The organism is Pseudomonas sp. PGPPP1, from assembly GCF_002255865.1.
GTDB lineage: Bacteria > Pseudomonadota > Gammaproteobacteria > Pseudomonadales > Pseudomonadaceae > Aquipseudomonas > Aquipseudomonas cremoris.
Genome location: NZ_NKIG01000018.1, coordinates 1 through 19,595, shown reverse-complemented (window position 1 = coordinate 19,595; position 19,595 = coordinate 1). Strand labels below are relative to the sequence as shown.

21 protein-coding genes, 1 tRNA gene and 1 pseudogene are annotated in these 19,595 nt (G+C 60.1%); 17 read left to right on the top strand and 6 right to left on the bottom strand.

What is annotated here, in order from left to right:
• Positions 1-8 precede the first annotated feature (8 nt).
• The 10 genes from CFE47_RS19510 to CFE47_RS19465 are packed head-to-tail and all read left to right on the top strand — an operon-like array spanning position 9 to position 8,681.
• Positions 9-968: a YbgA family protein gene (locus CFE47_RS19510; protein ID WP_286839567.1), complete on the top strand. Its 960-nt coding sequence runs from the start codon at positions 9-11 to the stop codon at positions 966-968.
• Positions 969-971: 3 nt separating this feature from the next.
• Positions 972-1,889, top strand: a complete 918-nt coding sequence (locus tag CFE47_RS19505) for a MerR family transcriptional regulator (protein WP_286839565.1) — start codon at positions 972-974, stop codon at positions 1,887-1,889.
• Positions 1,890-3,335, top strand: coding sequence for a deoxyribodipyrimidine photo-lyase (gene phrB / locus CFE47_RS19500; RefSeq protein ID WP_286839564.1), 1,446 nt, complete (start codon positions 1,890-1,892; stop codon positions 3,333-3,335).
• Positions 3,328-3,750 carry a nuclear transport factor 2 family protein gene (locus tag CFE47_RS19495; RefSeq protein WP_286839562.1) on the top strand — a complete coding sequence of 141 codons (423 nt, stop codon included), beginning with the start codon at positions 3,328-3,330 and terminating at the stop codon, positions 3,748-3,750. Before phrB ends, CFE47_RS19495 begins: the two co-directional genes overlap by 8 nt.
• Positions 3,747-4,529: an SDR family NAD(P)-dependent oxidoreductase gene (locus tag CFE47_RS19490; RefSeq protein ID WP_286839560.1), complete on the top strand. Its 783-nt coding sequence runs from the start codon at positions 3,747-3,749 to the stop codon at positions 4,527-4,529. The genes CFE47_RS19495 and CFE47_RS19490 overlap by 4 nt, the downstream gene beginning before the upstream one ends.
• A complete protein-coding gene (locus CFE47_RS19485; RefSeq protein ID WP_286839559.1) occupies positions 4,526-5,773 on the top strand; it encodes an NAD(P)/FAD-dependent oxidoreductase in 1,248 nt (415 codons plus the stop codon). Before CFE47_RS19490 ends, CFE47_RS19485 begins: the two co-directional genes overlap by 4 nt.
• Positions 5,770-6,579 carry a DUF1365 domain-containing protein gene (locus CFE47_RS19480; protein ID WP_286839557.1) on the top strand — a complete coding sequence of 270 codons (810 nt, stop codon included), beginning with the start codon at positions 5,770-5,772 and terminating at the stop codon, positions 6,577-6,579. Before CFE47_RS19485 ends, CFE47_RS19480 begins: the two co-directional genes overlap by 4 nt.
• Positions 6,566-7,837 (top strand): SAM-dependent methyltransferase, encoded by a 1,272-nt coding sequence (locus tag CFE47_RS19475; protein WP_286839556.1) that lies wholly within the window; start codon positions 6,566-6,568, stop codon positions 7,835-7,837. Before CFE47_RS19480 ends, CFE47_RS19475 begins: the two co-directional genes overlap by 14 nt.
• Positions 7,830-8,321, top strand: coding sequence for a DUF2878 domain-containing protein (locus CFE47_RS19470; protein ID WP_286839555.1), 492 nt, complete (start codon positions 7,830-7,832; stop codon positions 8,319-8,321). The genes CFE47_RS19475 and CFE47_RS19470 overlap by 8 nt, the downstream gene beginning before the upstream one ends.
• 54 nt (positions 8,322-8,375) lie before the next feature.
• Positions 8,376-8,681: a YkgJ family cysteine cluster protein gene (locus CFE47_RS19465; protein ID WP_056859129.1), complete on the top strand. Its 306-nt coding sequence runs from the start codon at positions 8,376-8,378 to the stop codon at positions 8,679-8,681.
• A gap of 76 nt (positions 8,682-8,757) precedes the next feature.
• On the opposite strand, the gene CFE47_RS19460 is transcribed toward CFE47_RS19465, so the two are convergent.
• The 6 genes from CFE47_RS19460 to hemA form a co-directional block, all read right to left on the bottom strand.
• Entirely contained in the window at positions 8,758-9,276 is a 519-nt protein-coding gene (locus tag CFE47_RS19460) for an acyloxyacyl hydrolase (RefSeq protein ID WP_286839553.1), read from the bottom strand.
• Positions 9,277-9,388: 112 nt separating this feature from the next.
• Positions 9,389-10,183: a glutamate racemase gene (murI, locus tag CFE47_RS19455; protein ID WP_286839551.1), complete on the bottom strand. Its 795-nt coding sequence runs from the start codon at positions 10,181-10,183 to the stop codon at positions 9,389-9,391.
• The gene (locus tag CFE47_RS19450) at positions 10,176-10,931 is read right to left on the bottom strand and encodes a molybdopterin-synthase adenylyltransferase MoeB (protein WP_286839549.1); all 756 of its coding nucleotides are present in this window, start codon (positions 10,929-10,931) and stop codon (positions 10,176-10,178) included. Before CFE47_RS19450 ends, murI begins: the two co-directional genes overlap by 8 nt.
• Positions 10,925-11,755 (bottom strand): peptide chain release factor N(5)-glutamine methyltransferase, encoded by an 831-nt coding sequence (gene prmC / locus CFE47_RS19445; RefSeq protein WP_286839547.1) that lies wholly within the window; start codon positions 11,753-11,755, stop codon positions 10,925-10,927. Before prmC ends, CFE47_RS19450 begins: the two co-directional genes overlap by 7 nt.
• Positions 11,756-12,838, bottom strand: coding sequence for a peptide chain release factor 1 (prfA, locus tag CFE47_RS19440; protein ID WP_286839545.1), 1,083 nt, complete (start codon positions 12,836-12,838; stop codon positions 11,756-11,758).
• Positions 12,835-14,124, bottom strand: coding sequence for a glutamyl-tRNA reductase (gene hemA, locus CFE47_RS19435; protein ID WP_185708260.1), 1,290 nt, complete (start codon positions 14,122-14,124; stop codon positions 12,835-12,837). The genes prfA and hemA overlap by 4 nt, the downstream gene beginning before the upstream one ends.
• A 182-nt stretch (positions 14,125-14,306) precedes the next feature.
• Here hemA and CFE47_RS19430 point away from each other — a divergent pair, with 182 nt between their 5' ends.
• The 7 genes and pseudogenes from CFE47_RS19430 to CFE47_RS19400 form a co-directional block, all read left to right on the top strand.
• Positions 14,307-16,031: a tetratricopeptide repeat protein gene (locus CFE47_RS19430; protein ID WP_286839544.1), complete on the top strand. Its 1,725-nt coding sequence runs from the start codon at positions 14,307-14,309 to the stop codon at positions 16,029-16,031.
• Positions 16,032-16,035: 4 nt separating this feature from the next.
• Complete coding sequence (gene lolB / locus CFE47_RS19425) at positions 16,036-16,653, top strand: lipoprotein insertase outer membrane protein LolB (RefSeq protein WP_286839543.1); 618 nt, start codon at positions 16,036-16,038, stop codon at positions 16,651-16,653.
• A gap of 49 nt (positions 16,654-16,702) precedes the next feature.
• The gene (ispE, locus tag CFE47_RS19420; protein ID WP_198913632.1) at positions 16,703-17,506 is read left to right on the top strand and encodes a 4-(cytidine 5'-diphospho)-2-C-methyl-D-erythritol kinase; all 804 of its coding nucleotides are present in this window, start codon (positions 16,703-16,705) and stop codon (positions 17,504-17,506) included.
• 37 nt (positions 17,507-17,543) lie between these two features.
• Positions 17,544-17,618: transfer RNA gene (locus tag CFE47_RS19415), tRNA-Gln, on the top strand.
• 46 nt (positions 17,619-17,664) lie between these two features.
• On the top strand, positions 17,665-18,606 hold the full coding sequence (locus CFE47_RS19410; protein WP_003208392.1) for a ribose-phosphate pyrophosphokinase: 942 nt from the start codon (positions 17,665-17,667) through the stop codon (positions 18,604-18,606).
• 137 nt (positions 18,607-18,743) lie between these two features.
• A complete protein-coding gene (locus CFE47_RS19405; protein ID WP_185708256.1) occupies positions 18,744-19,340 on the top strand; it encodes a 50S ribosomal protein L25/general stress protein Ctc in 597 nt (198 codons plus the stop codon).
• A 167-nt stretch (positions 19,341-19,507) separates the two neighbouring features.
• Positions 19,508-19,595: pseudogene (locus tag CFE47_RS19400) on the top strand (aminoacyl-tRNA hydrolase); the annotation flags it as partial.

Below are 19,595 nucleotides of genomic sequence, written 5' to 3'. Positions count from 1 at the left end.
GTTCGAACATGTCCAGCACCCACAAACCGAAGATCGCGATCAGCGCCTGCCTGCTGGGCGAGAACGTGCGCTTCAACGGCGGACATAAACAATCCCTGCTGTGCAGCCAGACCCTCACCGACTACTTCGACTTTGTGCCGCTGTGCCCAGAAGTCGCCATTGGCCTGGGCATTCCCCGTGAGCCGATACGCCTGGTGGGCGATCCGGCGCATCCGCAAGCCGTGGGTACTGTGCACCGCGAACTGAACGTGACCCAGCCACTGGATGATTACGGCCAGCAGATGGCCTCGGAACACACCGACCTGTGCGGCTATATCTTCATGCAGAAATCGCCGTCCTGCGGCCTGGAACGGGTCAAGGTCTACCGCGACAACGGCACCCCGGTGGACGGCGGCGGGCGCGGCATCTACGCCCAGGCCTTTTGCACACGCCACCCCAACCTGCCCGTCGAAGAAGACGGCAGGCTGAATGACCCGGTGCTGCGCGAAAATTTCCTGACCCGCGTTTTTGTCTACGCCAGTTGGCAACAGTTGCTCGCCGAAGGCCTGACCCGCCACCGACTGCTGGCCTTTCACTCGCGCTACAAATACCTGCTGATGGCCCACAGCCCGGCGCATTACAAAAGCCTCGGCCACTTGTTGGGCAGCATGGGCAAGGATGCCAACCTCGATGAGCTGGCCGCCTGTTATTTCAGCGAGCTGATGACCGGCCTCAGCAAGTGCGCCACCCGTGGCACCCACACCAACGTGCTGCAACACATCAGCGGCTACCTCAAGCAGGTCATCAGCGCCGACGACAAACAGGAAATGCAGACCGTCATCGGCCAGTACCGCCACGGCATCGTGCCGCTGGTGGTGCCGTTGACCTTGCTTAAACACCACTTCCGCCAACACCCGGACCGCTACATCGCGCAGCAGGCCTACCTGCAACCGCACCCGGAAAATCTCAGCCTGCGTAACGCGATCTAACCCATGAAAGCAGCCCTGCAAGAAGACCTCACCCAAGCCATCGAAGACGGCTGGCTGCCGATTCGCGAAGTGGCGCGCCAGACCGGCGTCAACGCCGTGACCCTGCGCGCCTGGGAGCGCCGCTATGGCCTGATCGTGCCCCAGCGCACGCCCAAGGGCCATCGACTGTTCAGCGATGAACATGTGCAACGCATCCACACCATCCTCACCTGGCTCAATCGCGGCGTGCCGGTCAGCCAAGTCAAAGGCTTGATCGATTCCGCCCAGCCGATTCCCGATGCGGTAGAGAACGAATGGCACACCTTGCGCCAAAACCTGGTGCAAGCCATCAGCGAACTGGCCGAACGCCGGGTCGACGATGCCTTCAACCAGGCCATGGCGCTCTATCCGCCACGCACCCTGTGCGAGCAACTGCTGATGCCGTTGCTGCATGAACTGGAACAACGCTGGCAGGGCCAGTTTGGCGCGCAGATGGAACGGGTATTTTTCCTGTCTTGGCTGCGCAGCAAGTTTGGGGCGCGCATCTATCACAACAACCGCCAATTGCAGGGGCCGGCGTTGCTGCTGGTCAACCAGTCCGATCTCCCCCTGGAACCGCATTTGTGGCTGAGCGCATGGCTGGCCAGCAGCGCCAACTGCCCGGTGGAAGTGTTCGACTGGCCGCTGCCCGCCGGCGAGCTGGGCCTGGCAGTGGAACACCTGCAACCGCGCGCCGTGCTGATGTATTCAAGCAAGGCGCTCCACCTGTCGGCATTCGCAAAATTTCTGGGCGGCGTCAGTTGCCCAAAGTTGATCGTCGGACCAACGGTATGCATCCACCAGGCCGAGTTGGCCGTATTAACCCGTGACACCCCTGAATTGTTCGTGGCCGAAGACCCACTGTCGGCCCACCAGATACTGATCCAGCGTGGACTTCTTTAAATGCATTTGATCTGGCTGCGCACCGACCTGCGCCTACACGACAACACCGCCCTGGCCGCCGCGAGCCAGCGAGGCCCGATCGCGGCCGTTTACCTGATCACGCCTGAGCAGTGGCGAGCCCACGATGATGCGCCGTGCAAAGTGGATTTCTGGCTGCGTAATGTGCAGCACCTGAGCCAAGCGCTGGCTGAACTGAATATTCCATTGCTGATTCGCAATGCCGCGACCTGGGACCAGGCGCCAGCCGTGTTGAGCCAGTTGTGCCGCGAGCTGTCGGTGGAGTCGGTACACGTCAACGAGGAATACGGCATCCACGAAAGCCGTCGTGATGTAGCCGTGTCCAAGGCACTGGAAGCTGACGGTGTGAGCTTCCACAGCTACCTGGACCAGTTGTTTTTCCAACCCGGCAGCGTGCTGACCAAGACCGGCACGTACTTCCAGGTGTTCAGCCAGTTCCGCAAGGTTTGCTACACCCGCCTGCACAGCAGCTTGCCGCGTCTGGTGGCTACGCCGAAGGCCCAGGCAAAACTCGCGATAAAGGGCGACACCGTACCGCAAACCGTCGAGGGCTTCGAACCGCCCAGCGACACCCTGCGCGCCCTCTGGCCAGCCGGTGAGGACGAAGCCCGCCGCCGTCTCGAGGCCTTCGCCGACCAGCAGATCAGCTATTACAAGGACGAACGCGACTTCCCCGCCAAGCCCGGCACCAGCCAGCTCTCGGCGTACCTTGCCGCCGGCGTCGTTTCACCGCGCCAGTGCCTGCATGCCGCCCTGCAAACCAATCAGGGTGAATTCGAAAGCGGTGACATGGGCGCCATCACCTGGATCAACGAGCTGCTGTGGCGCGAGTTCTACAAACATATCTTGGTGGGCTACCCACGGGTCTCTCGCCACCGCGCATTCCGCCCCGAAACCGAAGCGGTCGCCTGGCGCGATGCCCCTAAGGATCTCGCCGCCTGGCAGGAGGCCCGCACCGGCTTGCCGATCATTGACGCGGCCATGCGCCAATTGCTCGAAACCGGCTGGATGCACAACCGCCTGCGCATGGTGGTGGCGATGTTCCTCACCAAGAATTTGCTGATCGACTGGCGCGAAGGCGAGCGCTTCTTCATGCGTCACCTGATCGACGGCGACCTGGCCGCCAACAACGGCGGTTGGCAGTGGAGCTCATCCACCGGCACCGACTCGGCACCGTATTTCCGGATTTTCAGCCCGCTGAGCCAATCGGAAAAATTCGACAGCGAAGGCGTCTTCATCAAGCACTGGCTGCCGGAACTGGCCGCGCTGAATAAAAAGGACGTGCACAACCCCGAAGCGGTCGGCGGATTGTTTGGCGTGGCCGATTACCCACGTGCCATCGTCGACCTGAAAAAATCCCGCGAACGCGCCTTGGCCGCCTTCCGCAGCCTGCCGTCGCGCGAAGCCGCCGGAGGCATTCATGAGTGACTTCCTGCGCCGGTTCGCCCAGACCTTCGCCACGCTGGACAAGCACAACCTGCACCTGCTCGACAGCTTGTACAGTCAGGACATCGCCTTTGCCGACCCGCTGCATGAAGTGCATGGCCTGCCTGCCATGCACCGCTACTTCGCCGAGCTGTACAGCAATGTCAGCCAGCTACGCTTCGACTTCTACGGTTTTGACCAGGTGGCCGAAGGCGAAGGTTACCTACGTTGGAAGATGAGTTTTTGCCACCCGCGCCTGGCCAACGGCAAGGTGATCCGGGTGGAAGGTTGTTCTCACTTGATGTGGCGCGACAAGGTCTACCGCCACCGCGACTATTTCGATGCCGGCGCCATGTTGTACGAACACTTGCCCGTGCTGGGCAATGTCGTCGGCTGGCTGAAAAGGAGAATGGCATGAACGCACCGACGCCCCGTCGTTATTGGCTGACCGGCGCCAGCAGTGGTATCGGTGCCGCGCTGGCCATCGAGCTGCTCAACAGCGGCGCTCATGTTGCCGTGAGTTCACGCTCCAAAGGCCCTTTGGACACGCTGGCCGCACACTATCCGGGCCAGGTGCTGGTGGTGGCCGGCGACCTGACCAACAGCCAGACCGTGCGTGAAATCGGCGAACAGATCGAGGCAGCCTGGGGCGCGCTGGACACCGTGATCCTGAACGCCGGCACCTGTGAATATGTCGACGCCAAGCAATTTGATTCATCGATCATCGAGCACGTGGTGCGTACCAACCTGCTGGCCAGCAGTTACTGCATCGAGGCCGCCTTGCCGTTGCTGCGCGCAGGTCGCACGCCTCATCTGGTAGGCGTCGCAAGTGCGGTGACCTACCTGCCGATGCCGCGCGCCGAAGCCTACGGCGCATCGAAGGCAGGCCTGCGCTACCTGTTCGAATCCCTGCGTATCAGCCTGTCACCGGAAAACATCGACGTGACGGTGATCAGCCCGGGGTTTGTCGACACGCCGCTGACCGAACGCAACGACTTCCCGATGCCCTTGAGTTGGCCGGCGGACAAGGCTGCGCGGCATATCTTCGCCAAGCTGGAAAAGCGTCCGCTGGAAATCGCCTTTCCCGCGCTGTTCATCGCCACCCTGTGGCCGCTGTCGAAGTTGCCCAACCGCGCCCAGTTGATCATCGGCAAACGCATGCTGCGTAGCCCGCCACCGAAAAAGGACGACCTGTGAAGATCGCCATTATCGGCAGCGGTATCGCCGGACTGACCAGCGCCTACCTGCTCAGCCGCCAGCATGAGATCACGCTGTTCGAGGCGGGCGACCGTATCGGCGGGCATACCCACACGGTCAATGTCACGGTCGAGGGTAAACGCTATGCGGTGGACACCGGTTTTATCGTGTTCAACGACTGGACCTACCCCAACTTCATCCGTCTGCTGGGGCAGATCGGGGTCAAGTTCAAACCCACCGAAATGAGCTTTTCGGTGTGCGACGAACAGACCGGGCTTGAGTACAACGGCAACAACCTCAACAGCCTGTTTGCCCAGCGTCGCAATATCCTGTCGCCGGGGTTTTGGGGCATGCTGCGCGACATCCTGCGCTTCAACCGCCAGGCGCCGCAGGACCTGCAAGAGCAGCGCATCAGCGCCGAGATGACCCTGGGCGATTACCTCAACGCGGGCGGCTACGGCGAACGGTTTATCCGGCATTACATCGTGCCGATGGGCGCGGCGATCTGGTCGATGTCCCTGGCGGACATGCTCGGCTTTCCATTGCAGTTCTTTGTGCGTTTCTTCAAGAACCATGGCTTGCTCTCGGTGAGCAATCGCCCGCAGTGGTGTGTGATCGAGGGCGGATCCAGCAGCTATATCGAGCCGCTGACCCGCCGCTTTCGCGAACAGATCCGCCTCAACTGCCCTGTGGATAAAGTTGAGCGTACCGGCGACGGCGTGGTTATCCACAGCCCAGCTGGCAGCGAGGCCTTTGACCGCGTGGTGCTTGCCTGCCACAGCGACCAGGCACTGGCGTTGCTCGCCGACCCCAGCCAGGCCGAGCAAGAGATCCTCGGCGCCCTCCCCTATGCCGACAACGACGTGGTGCTGCACACCGACACCCGCCTGCTGCCCGACCGCAAACTGGCCTGGGCCAGCTGGAATTACCGGCTGAGCGGCAACGCCCAAACCCAGGCTGCGGTCACCTATGACATGAACATCCTGCAAGGCATCGACAGCGACACTACCTTTTGCGTCAGCCTCAACCAGACGCCGGCGATCAACCCGCTGAAAGTGCTGGCTCGCTACACCTACGCCCACCCGCAATACAGCCTTGCGGCGGTGGCGGCCCAAGCACGTTGGGAAGAATTGTTCGGCACCCGCAACACCTTTTACTGCGGCGCTTACTGGGCTAACGGCTTTCACGAAGACGGCGTGGTCAGCGCCCTGCGCGTGGCCCAAGCGTTCGGGGAAAGCCTGTGAACAGCGCCCTGTACAGCGGCTGGATTGCCCATCGCCGGTTTGCGCCCAAGGCTCATGCCTTTCGCTACCGCATCGGCCTGCTGTATTTGGATTTGAGCGAGGAACATGAGGTACTTGGGCTATCGCCCCTGGCCGGACCCAGCCGCTTTGCGCCGTTCGGTTTTCGCCAGCAGGACTACCTGCGTGAATTGACGCGTACCGGCATGAGCTTGAGCGATGCCGTGCGCCAAGAAGTCGGCAAGGCCCTGGGGCGTACGCCCCAGGGCGTTATCTGCCTACTGACCCAGGCCCGCAGTTGGGGCCTGGCCTTTAACCCCGTGAGTTTCTTCTACTGCTTCGAGGCCGACGGGCAACTGGCCGCGATCCTGTGTGAAGTGACCAACACCCCATGGCGCGAGCGCTATCACTACGTGCTGCCGGCCATGGCACTGGGCGCCGATGAGCACCAGCATTTCGCCGTGGCCAAGGCCTTTCATGTGTCGCCGTTCCTGCCGCGTGACCTAGAATACCGCATGAGCTTCAGCCCGCCCGCCGCCAGGCTTGGCGTGCATATGGCCGACTGGCAGGGCGCGCAAAAAGTCTTCGATGCCACCTTGAGCCTGCAAAAGGAAGCCCTCAACCGCGCCAGCTTGCATCGCTACCTGTGGCGCTTTCCGTGGATGACCGCCAAGACCTGCCTCGCTATCTACTGGCAGGCTCTGCGCCTGTTGCTCAAACGCACACCGATTTTCCCCCACCGGGCCGCCGATGGCGACGCTCGTATTGCAGTCGGGTATCCCAAGGATCGCCGCCATGAAAACCCCTAGCTTATCGGTCAAGGCCAACCGCCTGAACGTCAACGGCATGACCAGCGCACTGCTGCGCAAGGCCGTACTGCGTCAACTCAGCCAACTGCGCCACGGCCAGTTGGTGGTGATTGAGGAGGGCGAACGCCAAGTGTTCGGCGCGCGCGAGGCGCACCTGTTGGGGGAAATCCAGATCCTCGATCCGGCGGTGTGGGGCCTGGTGGCGGCCAACGGCTCCATCGGCGCCGGCGAGGCGTTTATCCATGGTTACTGGAGCAGCCCGGACCTGACCGCGGTGGTGCGCGTGATGGTCAGCAACCTGGACGTGCTCGACGCGATGGAAGGCGGCCTGGCGCGCCTGGCTCGGCCACTCACCCAGGGTTTGCACTGGCTCAACCGCAATACGCGCAAAGGCTCGCAAAAAAACATCGCCGCCCACTACGACCTGGGCAACGACCTGTTCGAGGAATTCCTCGACCCGACCATGATGTACTCGGCGGCGCAGTTCCTGACACCCGACGACACCCTGGAACAGGCGCAGTTGAACAAACTGGAACGTATCTGCCAGAAGCTCGCGCTCAAGCCCGACGACCATCTGCTGGAAATCGGCACCGGCTGGGGCAGCATGGCGTTGTATGCCGCGCAGCACTACGGCTGCAAGGTCACCACCACGACCTTGTCCAAGGAACAGTTCGCCTATACCGAAAAACGTATCGAGGCCCTGGGGCTGCAAGGCCAGGTCACCCTGCTGTTGCAGGACTACCGCGACCTCACTGGCCAGTACGACAAATTGGTGTCCATCGAAATGATCGAAGCGGTGGGCCATCGCTTCCTGCCGACCTACTTCAAACAGTGCGCGCACCTGCTCAAGGACAATGGCCTGATGTTGCTGCAAGCCATCACCATCCGCGACCAACGCTACGAACAAGCCAAGAGCAACGTCGACTTTATCCAGCGTTACATCTTCCCCGGCGGCGCCCTGCCCTGTGTGCAAAAGATGCTTGAGATCGTCAGCCGCGACACCGACATGAACCTGATGCACATGGAGGATTTCGGCCTGCACTACGCGCGAACCCTGCGCCTGTGGCATGAGAACTTTCGCCGCGCCCATGGCCGTCTGGCAGAGTTGGGCTACGATGAGTACTTCCTGCGCTTGTGGGAGTTCTACTTGTGCTACTGCGAGGGTGGGTTTATGGAACGCACGATTGGTACCGCACAATTACTGTTGGCCAAGCCGGCCGCGCTCAACCCGCCATTGCTCGGGCGTTTCAGTGCTTAAACCGTTGGCGAATGCCGTACTGTTCCAGTGTGGCTGGTTTGCCTGTGTACTCGGCGGGAATAGTCGATGGTTGCTGGTGGGGCTGGCGGTTCTGGCCATCCACCTGCTGTGGATAAGCGCCTGGTCCAAGGACGGCCAAGTGATCCTCGCCGTGACCTTGCTGGGAACAGTGATAGACACCTCGCTGCGCACCTTCGGCGTGTTTCATTTCAGCCTGCCTGGGCCGTTGATTCCGTTTTGGTTGATCCTGTTGTGGGCATTGTTGGCGACCACGTTGCGCCATTGCCTGGCCTGGAGTGCACAGCCCTGGTGGCGATCCAGCCTGTTGGGCGCGGTGGGTGGACCGCTGTCGTATTACGCGGGCAGCCAATTGGCCGGGGTCAGTTTCGGCTATGGCACCGCCACCACGCTGATCGGCCTGGCCCTGCTTTGGGCGCTGCTGTTTCCCGTGCTGCATTGGGTTGCGGACCAACTCGGACACTGACGCCCGTCAGAGCATTCATACGCACGACACCGGCTTGCCTTACACTGCGCGCCTATGACCAACATCCCCCACACCCAAATCACCGAACCCGCCGTCACCTGCTCGACGTGCGCAGCCTGCTGCTGCCAATTGGAAGTGATGCTGATCACCGACACGGGCGTGCCGGAGCGCTATATCGATACCGACGATTGGGGCGGCGAAGTGATGCTGCGCCTGGACGACGGCTGGTGCGCCGCGCTAGACCGCGACACCATGATGTGCACGATCTATGAACGACGGCCGTTGATTTGCCGGGAGTTCGAGATGGGTGCGCCGGAGTGCCTGGAAGAGCGGCAGGGGATTGCGACGGCGTATCGCTGACTTTCAGATAAGAACAGAACCAAATGTGGGAGCGGGCTTGCTCGCTCCCACATTGGTTATGCGGTGTTTTGAAGGGTTACAGCGGCAAGGTGTAGTGCAGCGAGTAGCTTTCTACCCCATCGTTGTTGCTGCTGATGCCCGCGTTGGAATAGTGCGTGGCACGAATCCCCACTTCATGCCCACCGGCAAAGCGCAGGCCGAAACCCAAACGGTCTTCGAACTGAAAGGCCTGGCCGATATTGTTGTCCTCGACCTGCGTGCGCGAGAACACCGCCACGCCAATCCCCGCCTCGATGTAGGGCTTGACCTTTTCCCCGGCAAATTCGTACACAAACACCGGCGAGAACGACAGGCTGCTCACGCTCGCGCGCTTGTCACCGTCCCAGTAGGTGTAGGCGCCACTCCAATAGCCGGTAAGACGACCTGTTTCGCTCTGCCACCAGCTTTTGTCCCAGTCCGACGTCAGCCCCAGCCGATAGGTCATGGTCGAATCACTGGTACTCCCCACCCCCAATTCCAGGCCAGCGGCCTGGGCTGAAACCGAGTGTCCTACAACAACGGCCGCAATCGCAGCCAAACAGAACAAGCGCTTCATAAGAAACATCCCTTCCGAACAAAGTTTATGGTTTTTGTACAGACTAACTGGCTATAGAAGCTGGCGCGTAGACAGAAGTTCCAGCTTATTCCCCCGATATTTCACGAATTTTTCACGCATCGAAGCTTCGCACAACGCCTGGGTATTTCCATAGTGTTGGTAGGATATTTCTTAGGTGATACACGTCGCCGCTGGTCCAGAACTGTGCCGGTTCAGGATTGCCGTCGGCCAACAGGTCACGCTCGCCCAGCAAACGCTTGAGCTGACGCGCCACGGCCGCGCCGGTGTCGATGAGGATGATGCTGGGTGGCAGCATCTGCGCCAAAAGCGGCTTGAGGAAGGGATAGTGGGTGCAGCCGAGGATGATGGTGTCGCAGCCGGCGCTGAGCAACGGCGCCAGATAGCCCTGCAGCATGTGGCGCAAAGCCGGGCTGTTCAGGTCGCCGGTTTCGATCAACTCCACAAGACCCGGGCAGGGCTGGGTGATGACCCGCACATCAGTGGCAAACCGGTCGAGCAAGGCGGCAAATTTTGCGCTTTGCAGCGTGCCGGTGGTAGCGAGTACACCGACCACGCCACTGCGGGTGGCGGCAGCCGCCGGTTTGACGGCAGGCTCCATGCCCACCAGTGGCCAGTCCGGGTAGTCCTGCCTCAGGTCCGCAACCGCCGCGACCGTCGCGGTGTTACACGCAATTACAAATGCCTTGGCGCCTTTTTCGCGAAAAAATTCAGCAACCCTTCGCGAGCGCTCAAGAATGAATGCAGGGCTTTTTTCGCCGTAAGGGATATGCCCGCAATCGGCCACATACAGCAGCGATTCGTGGGGCAGCAGTTGCTGGATTTCATCCAGCACCGACAACCCGCCGACGCCGGAATCGAACACACCGATGGGCGCGTCCTTAACCATGTTGCGTCCCGCACACGCTGCAACCGGGATCACGCTTGACGCGTAGCTCGCGAAAACGTGTGGTCAAGGCATCGATCAGCAGCAAGCGCCCCACCAGCGGCTCGCCGAAACCGGCCAGCAACTTCAAGGCTTCCAAAGCTTGCAGGCTACCGACCAGGCCCACCAGCGGCCCCACCACACCGGCTTCGCTGCAGGTGAGTTCGGTGTCGCTGCCGTGCCCGTAGATACAGTGGTAGCAGGGGCTTTCGGGGCGGCGCGGATCAAACACCGACAACTGCCCTTCCAGGCGAATCGCGGCGCCGCTGATCAGGGGCTTGGCGGCGGCCACACAGGCGGCGTTGACCGCTTCGCGGGTAGAAAAGTTGTCACTGCAATCAAGCACCACGTCTACCGCTTCGACCGCCGCCGCCAGTGAATCGGCATCCAGCGCGCTGCGATGGGTAACCAGCGTGATCTCGGGATTGATCGCAGTCAGCCGGCGCAGGGCCGAATCGACTTTGGTCTGCCCGACGCTGTCGGTGTCGTGAATGATCTGGCGTTGCAGGTTGGTCAGGTCGACGGTATCAAAATCGGCAAGATGCAGTTCACCCACCCCCGCCGCTGCCAGATACAGTGCTACCGGTGCACCCAACCCGCCGAGGCCGATGATCAGGGCGCGGCCGTTTTTCAAGCGCAATTGCCCATCGATGTCGACCTGCTGCAACAGGATCTGCCGGCTATAGCGCAACAGCTCCTGGTCGGTCAGCACGGGCGGCGTCCCAACGTGATGCGTTCGTGACCGCCGAGGTCGATACGGCTGTGCACGTCTTCAAAACCCTGGCTTTGCAACAGGTCGCGCACAGCGGGGGCCTGGTCGTAGCCATGTTCAAGCAACAGCCACCCACCGGCATTCAAATGCGCGGGGGCTTCCTTGATGATCTGGCGCAAGTCGTCCAGGCCGTCATGGCCCGCCACCAGCGCACTGGCCGGTTCAAAACGCACGTCACCGGCCACCAAGTGTGGGTCGTTGGCGGCGATATACGGCGGGTTGCTGATGATCAGGTCGAAGCTGTGGCCTTGCAGGGCGCTGAACCAATGACTGTTCAACACTGTGGCGTTCTTGAGGTGCAGGCGCTGGCGGTTGCGTTCGGCCAGGGCCACGGCTTCCAACACGCGGTCGACGGCGGTAACGTGCCAGGCCGGGCGTTCGCTGGCCAGGGCCAAGGCGATGGCGCCGCTGCCGGTGCCCAAGTCCAGGACCTGGGTGGGCGTAGCCGGCAACAACTCCAAGGCGGCTTCCACCAGCAATTCAGTGTCTGGGCGCGGGATCAGTGTGTGGGGCGCTACTTCCAGGTCGAGCTTCCAGAAGCCCTGCTGGCCGAGGATGTACGCGACCGGCTCACCGCCGCGACGGCGTTGCAGGTAGCCCGCAAAGGTCAATGCGTCTTCGCTGCTGACAATTTTTTCCGGCCAGGTGTGCAAGTAACTCCGGGACTTGCCCAAGGACGCGGCCAGCAACAATTCGGCATCCAGGCGCGCGGTAGGCGAGTCGGGCAGGTCGGCGGCGCGTAGCAAGCTGGCAATGATGGTCATTTATTCACCTATCGCTGCCAGTTGGTCAGCCTGGTATTCGGCGAGCAAAGGCTCGATCACCGCGTCAACGCCACCGGCAAGAATCTCGTCGAGGGAATAGAGGGTGAGGTTGACCCGGTGGTCGGTGACCCGGCCCTGGGCAAAGTTGTAGGTACGGATGCGCTCGGAACGGTCGCCCGAGCCCACCAGCAACTTACGCTCGCTGGCAATCGCGTTGGCAGCGGCACTGGTTTGCTGGTCGTTGAGCTTGGCCGACAGCCAGGACATCGCCCGCGCCCGGTTCTTGTGCTGGGAACGTTCTTCCTGGCACTCCACCACGATGCCCGACGGCAAGTGAGTAATGCGGATTGCCGAGTCGGTCTTGTTGACGTGCTGGCCGCCGGCGCCCGACGAACGGTACGTGTCGACTCGCAGGTCTGCCGGGTTGATCTCGATGGCTTCCTGCTCGTCCGGCTCGGGCAACACGGCCACGGTGCAGGCGGAGGTGTGGATACGCCCCTGCGATTCAGTCGCCGGAACACGCTGCACGCGATGGGCACCGGACTCGAACTTGAGCTTGCCGTAAACGTTGTCGCCTTCAACCCGCGCGATGACTTCTTTATAGCCGCCGTGCTCGCCCTCGTTCTCCGAGAGGATTTCCACGCGCCAGCCACGACGCTCGGCATAGCGCGAATACATGCGGAACAGGTCGCCGGAGAAGATCGCCGCTTCGTCACCGCCGGTGCCCGCACGGATTTCGAGGAACACGTTACGGCCGTCATTCGGGTCTTTAGGCAGCAGCATGCGTTGCAGGTCGCTTTCCAGCTCCGCGAGCTTTTCCTTGGCTTCGCGGACTTCTTCCACGGCCATTTCACGCATGTCCGGGTCGCTGTCCTTGAGTAGCGCCTGGGCGCCTTCAAGGTCGGCCTGTACTTTCAGCAGGTTTTTATAGGTGGCCACCACGGGTTCAACTTCGGCGTATTCCTTGGAATAGGCACGAAACTTGGTCTGATCGGCAATGACTTCGCCATCGCCAAGCAAGGCGGTCAGTTCTTCGAAACGGTCCTGGAGCACGTCCAGTTTATTGAGCAGTGACGCTTTCATTGCGGTTTTTTATCCGAAGAGCTATCTGACGCGCCCTCACCGAGGGCAAAAAGTTCTTGGGCCATGGCCAGCGCATCGAGGCGGCCTTCGGCAGTCAATTTTTTAAGCTGTACGCTAGGCGCGTGGAGCAATTTGTTGGTGAGGCCTCGGGCCAGTTGCATCAGCACTTCTTCAGCGCTGCTGCCATTGGCCAGCAAGCGCTGGGCCTTGCTCAGTTCCTCGTCGCGCAGGCGTTCGCCTTGCTGACGATACGCCTTGAGCACATCCACCGCCGCCAGTTCGCGCAGGCGCACCATGAAGTCTTCGGCGCCGGTGCTGACCATTTCTTCGGCGGCCTGGGCAGCACCCTGGCGGCTCTTGAGGTTTTCGGCGACCACTTCATGCAGATCGTCGACGCTATAGAGGTAAACGTCGTCCAACTCGCCGACTTCGGGCTCGATATCCCGTGGGACGGCGATATCCACCATGAAGATCGGCTTGTGCTTGCGCAGCTTCAACGCGCTCTCCACCGCGCCTTTGCCCAGGATCGGCAATTGACTGGCGGTGGAGCTGATGACGATGTCGCTGCGCACCAATTCAGCCGGAATATCCGAGAGCAGCACGGCATGGGCGCCGAACTGTTCGGCGAGGATGCTGGCGCGCTCAAGCGTGCGATTGGCCACCACAATGCGTTTCACACCCAGGTCATGCAGATGACGGGCGACCAGGGTAATGGTCTCGCCGGCGCCGATCAGCAGGGCCTGGCTGCGCTGCAAGTCACTGAAAATCTGTTTGGCCAAGCTGACGGCGGCAAATGCCACGGACACCGGGTTTTCACCGATGGCGGTGTCGGTGCGCACCTGCTTGGCGGAATTGAACGTGGCCTGGAACAAACGGCCCAGCAGTGGGCCGACGGTACCGGCCTCACGCGCCACAGCGTAGGCGGATTTCATCTGGCCCAGGATCTGCGGCTCGCCCAATACCAGCGAGTCGAGACCGGCGGCCACACGCATCATGTGACGAACTGCCGCATCCTCTTCGTGCACATATGCGCTTGCGCGCAGGTCGTCGAGGCTCAAATGGTGGTAATCAGCCAGCCAGCGCAGCACCACATCCGCTGAAAGATGTTCCTGCTCTATATAAAGCTCGCTGCGATTGCAGGTTGAAAGGATCGCAGCTTCGCGGCTGTCGGTGAGCCGGCAGAGCTGCTGCAAGGCCTCAACCAACTGCTCCGGCGTAAACGCCACGCGCTCGCGCACGTCCACGGTGGCAGTTTTATGGTTAATACCGAGTGCGAGGAAGGCCATTCAATATCGCTGATGATGTCGAGAAGCCGACAATTGTCCTACTTCGAATGATTCAGAACAACCACCGTAGGCTATTGTCCTAATGCCTTGTGTCTATAAAGGCACCAACTGAGACTCGGTTATGTTTGGCCGAAGGCTTGTGTCATGATGATCCGACCGCAGGTTAGTCGTCCTCTTCCTATATGAATAGATCTTCCGCGTTGCTCCTTGCTTTTGTCTTCCTTAGCGGCTGCCAGGCCATGGCCCCCGTGTCGCCGGACGGTACGCCGCCGGTGGAAGACAGCACCCCCGCCCCTGAAAAGCCCAAGGTTTATTCTTCGTTCAGTGAAGAAACGATCTACAGCCTATTGTCGGCAGAACTCGCCGGCCAGCGTAATCGTTTCGATATTGCCCTGGATAACTACGTGACCCAGGCCATCAACACTCAGGATCCAGGGATCTCGGAGCGGGCATTCCGCATTGCCGAATACCTGGGGGCCGACCAGGCAGCATTGGACACGTCGCTGATCTGGGCGAAAAACGCGCCGGACGACCTGGAAGCGCAGCGGGCTGCGGCCATTCAATTGGCGCGCGCCGGGCGCTATGACGACTCCATGGTTTATATGGAGAAGGTCCTGCAGGGCAAGGGTGACACGCATTTCGACTTCCTTGCATTGTCGGCCGCCGACACCGACCAGGACACTCGCAATGGCCTGATGAAGAGCTTCGACCGCCTGCTGCAAAAGCACCCCAAGAACAGCCAGCTGATTTTCGGCAAGGCCTTGCTGCTGCAACAGGACGATGAGACCGACGCCGCGCTCAAGTTGCTGGAGCAGAATCCGCCGGAAGAAGGCGAAATCGCCCCGATCCTGCTGCGTGCGCGCCTGCTGCAAAACCTCAATCGCGGCAAGGAAGCGATTCCGCTGCTGGAAAAAAGCATCAAGAAGTACCCGGACGACAAACGCCTGCGCCTGACTTACGCGCGCATGCTGGTAGAGCAGGACCGTATGGAGGACGCCAAAGTGCAGTTCGCCAACCTGGTCCAGCAGTACCCGGATGACGACGAACTGCGTTACTCCCTGGCGCTGGTGTGCCTGGAAGCCAAGGCCTGGGACGAGGCCAAGGGGTACCTTGAAGAACTGATCCAGCGCGAAAGCCATGTGGATTCAGCGCACCTGAACCTCGGCCGCATTGCCGAAGAGCGCAATGACCCACAAGCAGCCTTGCTTGAATACGCTCAGGTCGGCCCCGGCAATGACTATCTGCCAGCCCAACTTCGCCAAGCCGATATCCTGATGAGCAACGGCCGCACCGACGAGGCAGAAAAACGCCTGGCAGCGGCACGGGATGCCGAACCGGACTACGCGATCCAGCTCTATTTGATCCAGGCCGAAACATTGTCGGCCAATAATCAAGGCGAGCGTGCCTGGAAACTGCTGCAACAAGCCTTGCTGCAGTACCCCGACGACCTCAACTTGCTGTACACCCGCGCCATGCAGGCGGAAAAACGCAATGACCTGGCGCAGATGGAAAAAGACCTGCGCCTGATCATCAAGCGCGACCCGGACAACGCCATGGCGCTCAATGCCTTGGGCTATACCCTGTCGGACCGCACTACGCGCTACGCCGAAGCCAAGGTGCTGATCGAACAAGCCCACAAGCTCAACCCGGAAGACCCGGCCGTGCTCGACAGTCTGGGCTGGGTGAATTACCGCCTGGGCAACCTGGACGAGGCCGAACGTTTGCTGCGCCAAGCGCTGGAGCGCTTCCCCGACCAGGAAGTCGCCGCCCACCTGGGCGAAGTGCTATGGGCCAATGGCAAGCAGCGCGAAGCGCGACAAATCTGGGAAAAATTCCTCAAGGAACAACCCGAAAGCCCCATCCTGCGCGGCACCATCAAGCGCCTGACCGGATCCGAGACCCTTTAATCTTATGTTCTTGCGCCACGTTGTAGTGTTCAGTCTCATCGCCCTGCTCGCCGGTTGCGCGGGCATAGGCAGCCGTGAATCCGTCGAAGGCCAGGGCAACCCGGCGCAATGGAAACAGCACAAAGACCAGCTCAGCAGCATCGACGGCTGGCAGATCGAAGGCAAAGTCGGCGTTCGCGCACCAAAGGATTCGGGCAGCGGAACGCTGTTCTGGCTGCAACGCCAAGACTATTACGACATTCGCTTGTCTGGGCCGCTGGGCCGTGGTGCAGCACGCCTGACGGGCCGACCGGGGCAAGTCAGCCTCGAAGTCGCCAACCAGGGACGCTATGAAGCGACCTCTCCGGAAGCGCTACTGGAAGAACAGATTGGCTGGAAATTGCCGGTATCTCACTTGGTCTGGTGGGTGCGCGGGTTACCTGCGCCTGACAGCAAGAGCCGCTTGAGCCTAAACGGCGATAGCCGCCTGGCCACCCTGGAGCAGGATGGCTGGCAAGTCGAATACCTGAGCTACGTAGAACAAGGCGGTTACTGGTTGCCCGAGCGCATCAAACTGCACGGTACCGACCTTGACGTCACGCTAGTGATCAAGGACTGGCAACCGCGCAAGCTGGGGCAATAACGTGACCGTAGAACGCCTGACCCTGCCCTCCCCCGCAAAACTCAATCTGATGCTGCATATTCTGGGTCGCCGTGAAGACGGCTACCACGAGTTGCAGACGCTGTTTCAATTTCTCGACTACGGCGATGAACTGACCTTCGCCGTTCGCGACGATGGTGTGATCAAGCTGCACACAGAATTCGAAGGCGTACCCCACGACAGTAATTTGATCGTGAAGGCGGCGAAAAAACTTCAGGAGCAATCCGGCAGTTCGCTCGGCATCGACATCTGGATCGAAAAAATCTTGCCTATGGGCGGCGGCATCGGTGGTGGCAGTTCGAATGCGGCGACCACGTTGCTGGGCCTGAATCACTTGTGGAAGCTGGGCTGGGACCACGATCGCCTCGCGGCGCTGGGCCTTTCACTGGGGGCTGACGTCCCGGTTTTCGTGCGTGGACACGCCGCATTTGCTGAGGGCGTCGGCGAGAAACTGACCCCTGTAGAGCCCGAAGAGCCTTGGTATCTCGTGCTTGTGCCGCAAGTATCTGTAAGTACAGCAGAAATTTTTTCAGATCCGTTGTTGACACGTAACTCTTCTCCCATTAAAGTGCGCCCCGTTCCCAAGGGAAACAGTCGAAATGACTGCTTACCGGTTGTAGCAAGGCGTTATCCAGAGGTACGTAACGCTTTGAATTTGTTAGGTAAATTTACCGAAGCAAAATTAACCGGAACTGGAAGTTGTGTGTTTGGGGGCTTCCCAAGCAAAGCTGAAGCTGATAAAGTCTCGGCCCTTCTTACAGAGACCCTTACAGGGTTTGTAGCAAAGGGAAGCAACGTTTCGATGTTGCATCGCAAGCTGCAAAGTCTGCTCTAAAAGGAACCGAGTGTTAGGCACTCGTTGCAACAGATACAGGGGCGTCGCCAAGCGGTAAGGCAGCAGGTTTTGATCCTGCCATGCGTTGGTTCGAATCCAGCCGCCCCTGCCATTTTCTAATACTCATCCAGGTTACCCTCAGCCTCTAGGTACTGCGCGTGTCCAAGATGATGGTCTTTACGGGGAATGCTAACCCCGATCTGGCTCGACGTGTCGTACGTCAGCTGCATATCCCTCTCGGTGACATCTCTGTCGGTAAGTTCTCCGACGGCGAAATTACAGCCGAGATCAATGAAAACGTCCGCGGTAAAGACGTCTTCATTATTCAGCCGACTTGCGCTCCGACCAACGATAACCTGATGGAACTCGTCGTGATGGCTGATGCCTTCCGCCGCTCCTCAGCGACTCGAATCACAGCTGTAATCCCTTACTTTGGTTATGCCCGTCAGGACCGCCGTCCGCGTTCCGCACGTGTAGCTATCAGCGCGAAAGTCGTTGCTGACATGCTGACCGTGGTAGGTATCGACCGTGTTCTCACGGTTGACCTGCACGCTGACCAAATCCAGGGGTTCTTCGATATTCCGGTAGATAACATCTACGGCTCCCCCGTATTGGTGGATGACATCGAAGACCAGCGCTTTGAAAACCTGATGATCGTGTCCCCGGACATTGGTGGCGTCGTGCGTGCACGGGCTGTTGCCAAATCCTTGGGCGTGGACCTCGGGATCATCGACAAACGCCGTGAAAAAGCTAATCACTCTGAAGTGATGCATATCATCGGTGATGTCGAAGGGCGTACCTGTATTCTGGTTGATGACATGGTCGACACCGCCGGCACCCTGTGCCACGCGGCGAAAGCCTTGAAAGAGCACGGTGCAGCAAAAGTCTTCGCCTACTGCACACACCCTGTGCTGTCGGGCCGAGCGATCGAGAACATCGAGAACTCCATGCTGGACGAACTGGTGGTGACCAACACCATCCCGTTGTCCGCTGCAGCTCAAGCCTGTTCGCGTATCCGTCAACTGGATATCGCACCGGTAGTTGCCGAGGCGGTTCGCCGCATCAGCAATGAAGAATCGATCAGTGCGATGTTCCGTTAAGGGTCAAACCTTCGGATTATCCCACTGACGAAAAGCGCCCCGCCCCGACATTTTGTTGGGGCGGGGCTTTTTTGCCCATATCGAGCCAGGCGCTGGTCGCAAACGCCACTCGATGATGGCTATTTTGGAGATACAAAATGACTGACTTTACTCTGAACGCTCAAGCGCGTACTGACCTGGGGAAAGGTGCGAGCCGCCGCCTGCGTCACGCCGCCAACATCCCTGCTGTTGTTTACGGTGGCAACAAGCCTGCTGAATCCGTAACCATCCTGGCCAAAGAAATCGCCAAACTGTTCGAAAACGAAGCTGCCTACAGCCACGTTATCGAGCTGAATGTCGATGGTGCCAAGCAGAACGTCATCGTTAAAGCGATGCAGCGTCACCCGTCCAAGCAGTTCATCATGCACGCTGACTTCATTCGCGTTGTAGCTGGCCAGAAACTGACCGCTACCGTGCCTGTGCACTTCATCGGTGAAGAAGCACCGATCAAGAAAGGCGGCGAGATTTCTCACGTTGTGAACGAAATCGAAGTGACCTGCCTGCCAAAAGATCTGCCTGAGTTCATCGAAGTCGACCTGTCGGCCGCTGAAGTTGGCGCCATCATCCACCTGTCCGACCTCAAAGCCCCTAAAGGCGTTGAGTTTGTCGCACTGGCTCACGGTGATGACAAAGCTGTTGCCAACGTTCACGCTCCACGCGTTGCTCCAGAAGCTGAAGAAGGCGCTGCAGAGTAATTCACTCTGTAATGTCGGAGCTTGAGGAAACATCGCGGACCGAAACGTAGCGAGAAAGCGGGCGATAACGCGGCGTTTACTCTTGAGTAAATGAGCTACTGTTGTCCACTTTCGCCGCAGCTAGGTCGGGCGATGTTATCCACAACTCCAAAGGAAGGGCCCCTGTCGTGACTGCCATTAAACTGATCGTTGGCCTGGGAAATCCAGGCGCCGAATACGAACAGACCCGGCATAACGCGGGGGCCCTTTTTGTTG

Bases quoted from the DNA above. Each gene is read 5' to 3' on its own strand.
- CFE47_RS19465 (WP_056859129.1), top strand. From the start codon at position 8,376: ATGACCAACATCCCCCACACCCAAATCACCGAACCCGCCGTCACCTGC.
- CFE47_RS19505 (WP_286839565.1), top strand. From the start codon at position 972: ATGAAAGCAGCCCTGCAAGAAGACCTCACCCAAGCCATCGAAGACGGC.
- CFE47_RS19405 (WP_185708256.1), top strand. From the start codon at position 18,744: ATGACTGACTTTACTCTGAACGCTCAAGCGCGTACTGACCTGGGGAAA.
- CFE47_RS19430 (WP_286839544.1), top strand. From the start codon at position 14,307: ATGAATAGATCTTCCGCGTTGCTCCTTGCTTTTGTCTTCCTTAGCGGC.
- hemA (WP_185708260.1), bottom strand. From the start codon at position 14,124: ATGGCCTTCCTCGCACTCGGTATTAACCATAAAACTGCCACCGTGGAC.
- prmC (WP_286839547.1), bottom strand. From the start codon at position 11,755: ATGACCATCATTGCCAGCTTGCTACGCGCCGCCGACCTGCCCGACTCG.
- CFE47_RS19495 (WP_286839562.1), top strand. From the start codon at position 3,328: ATGAGTGACTTCCTGCGCCGGTTCGCCCAGACCTTCGCCACGCTGGAC.
- murI (WP_286839551.1), bottom strand. From the start codon at position 10,183: ATGGTTAAGGACGCGCCCATCGGTGTGTTCGATTCCGGCGTCGGCGGG.
- CFE47_RS19490 (WP_286839560.1), top strand. From the start codon at position 3,747: ATGAACGCACCGACGCCCCGTCGTTATTGGCTGACCGGCGCCAGCAGT.
- phrB (WP_286839564.1), top strand. From the start codon at position 1,890: ATGCATTTGATCTGGCTGCGCACCGACCTGCGCCTACACGACAACACC.
- CFE47_RS19510 (WP_286839567.1), top strand. From the start codon at position 9: ATGTCCAGCACCCACAAACCGAAGATCGCGATCAGCGCCTGCCTGCTG.
- CFE47_RS19460 (WP_286839553.1), bottom strand. From the start codon at position 9,276: ATGAAGCGCTTGTTCTGTTTGGCTGCGATTGCGGCCGTTGTTGTAGGA.
- lolB (WP_286839543.1), top strand. From the start codon at position 16,036: ATGTTCTTGCGCCACGTTGTAGTGTTCAGTCTCATCGCCCTGCTCGCC.
- CFE47_RS19475 (WP_286839556.1), top strand. From the start codon at position 6,566: ATGAAAACCCCTAGCTTATCGGTCAAGGCCAACCGCCTGAACGTCAAC.
- ispE (WP_198913632.1), top strand. From the start codon at position 16,703: ATGCTGCATATTCTGGGTCGCCGTGAAGACGGCTACCACGAGTTGCAG.
- prfA (WP_286839545.1), bottom strand. From the start codon at position 12,838: ATGAAAGCGTCACTGCTCAATAAACTGGACGTGCTCCAGGACCGTTTC.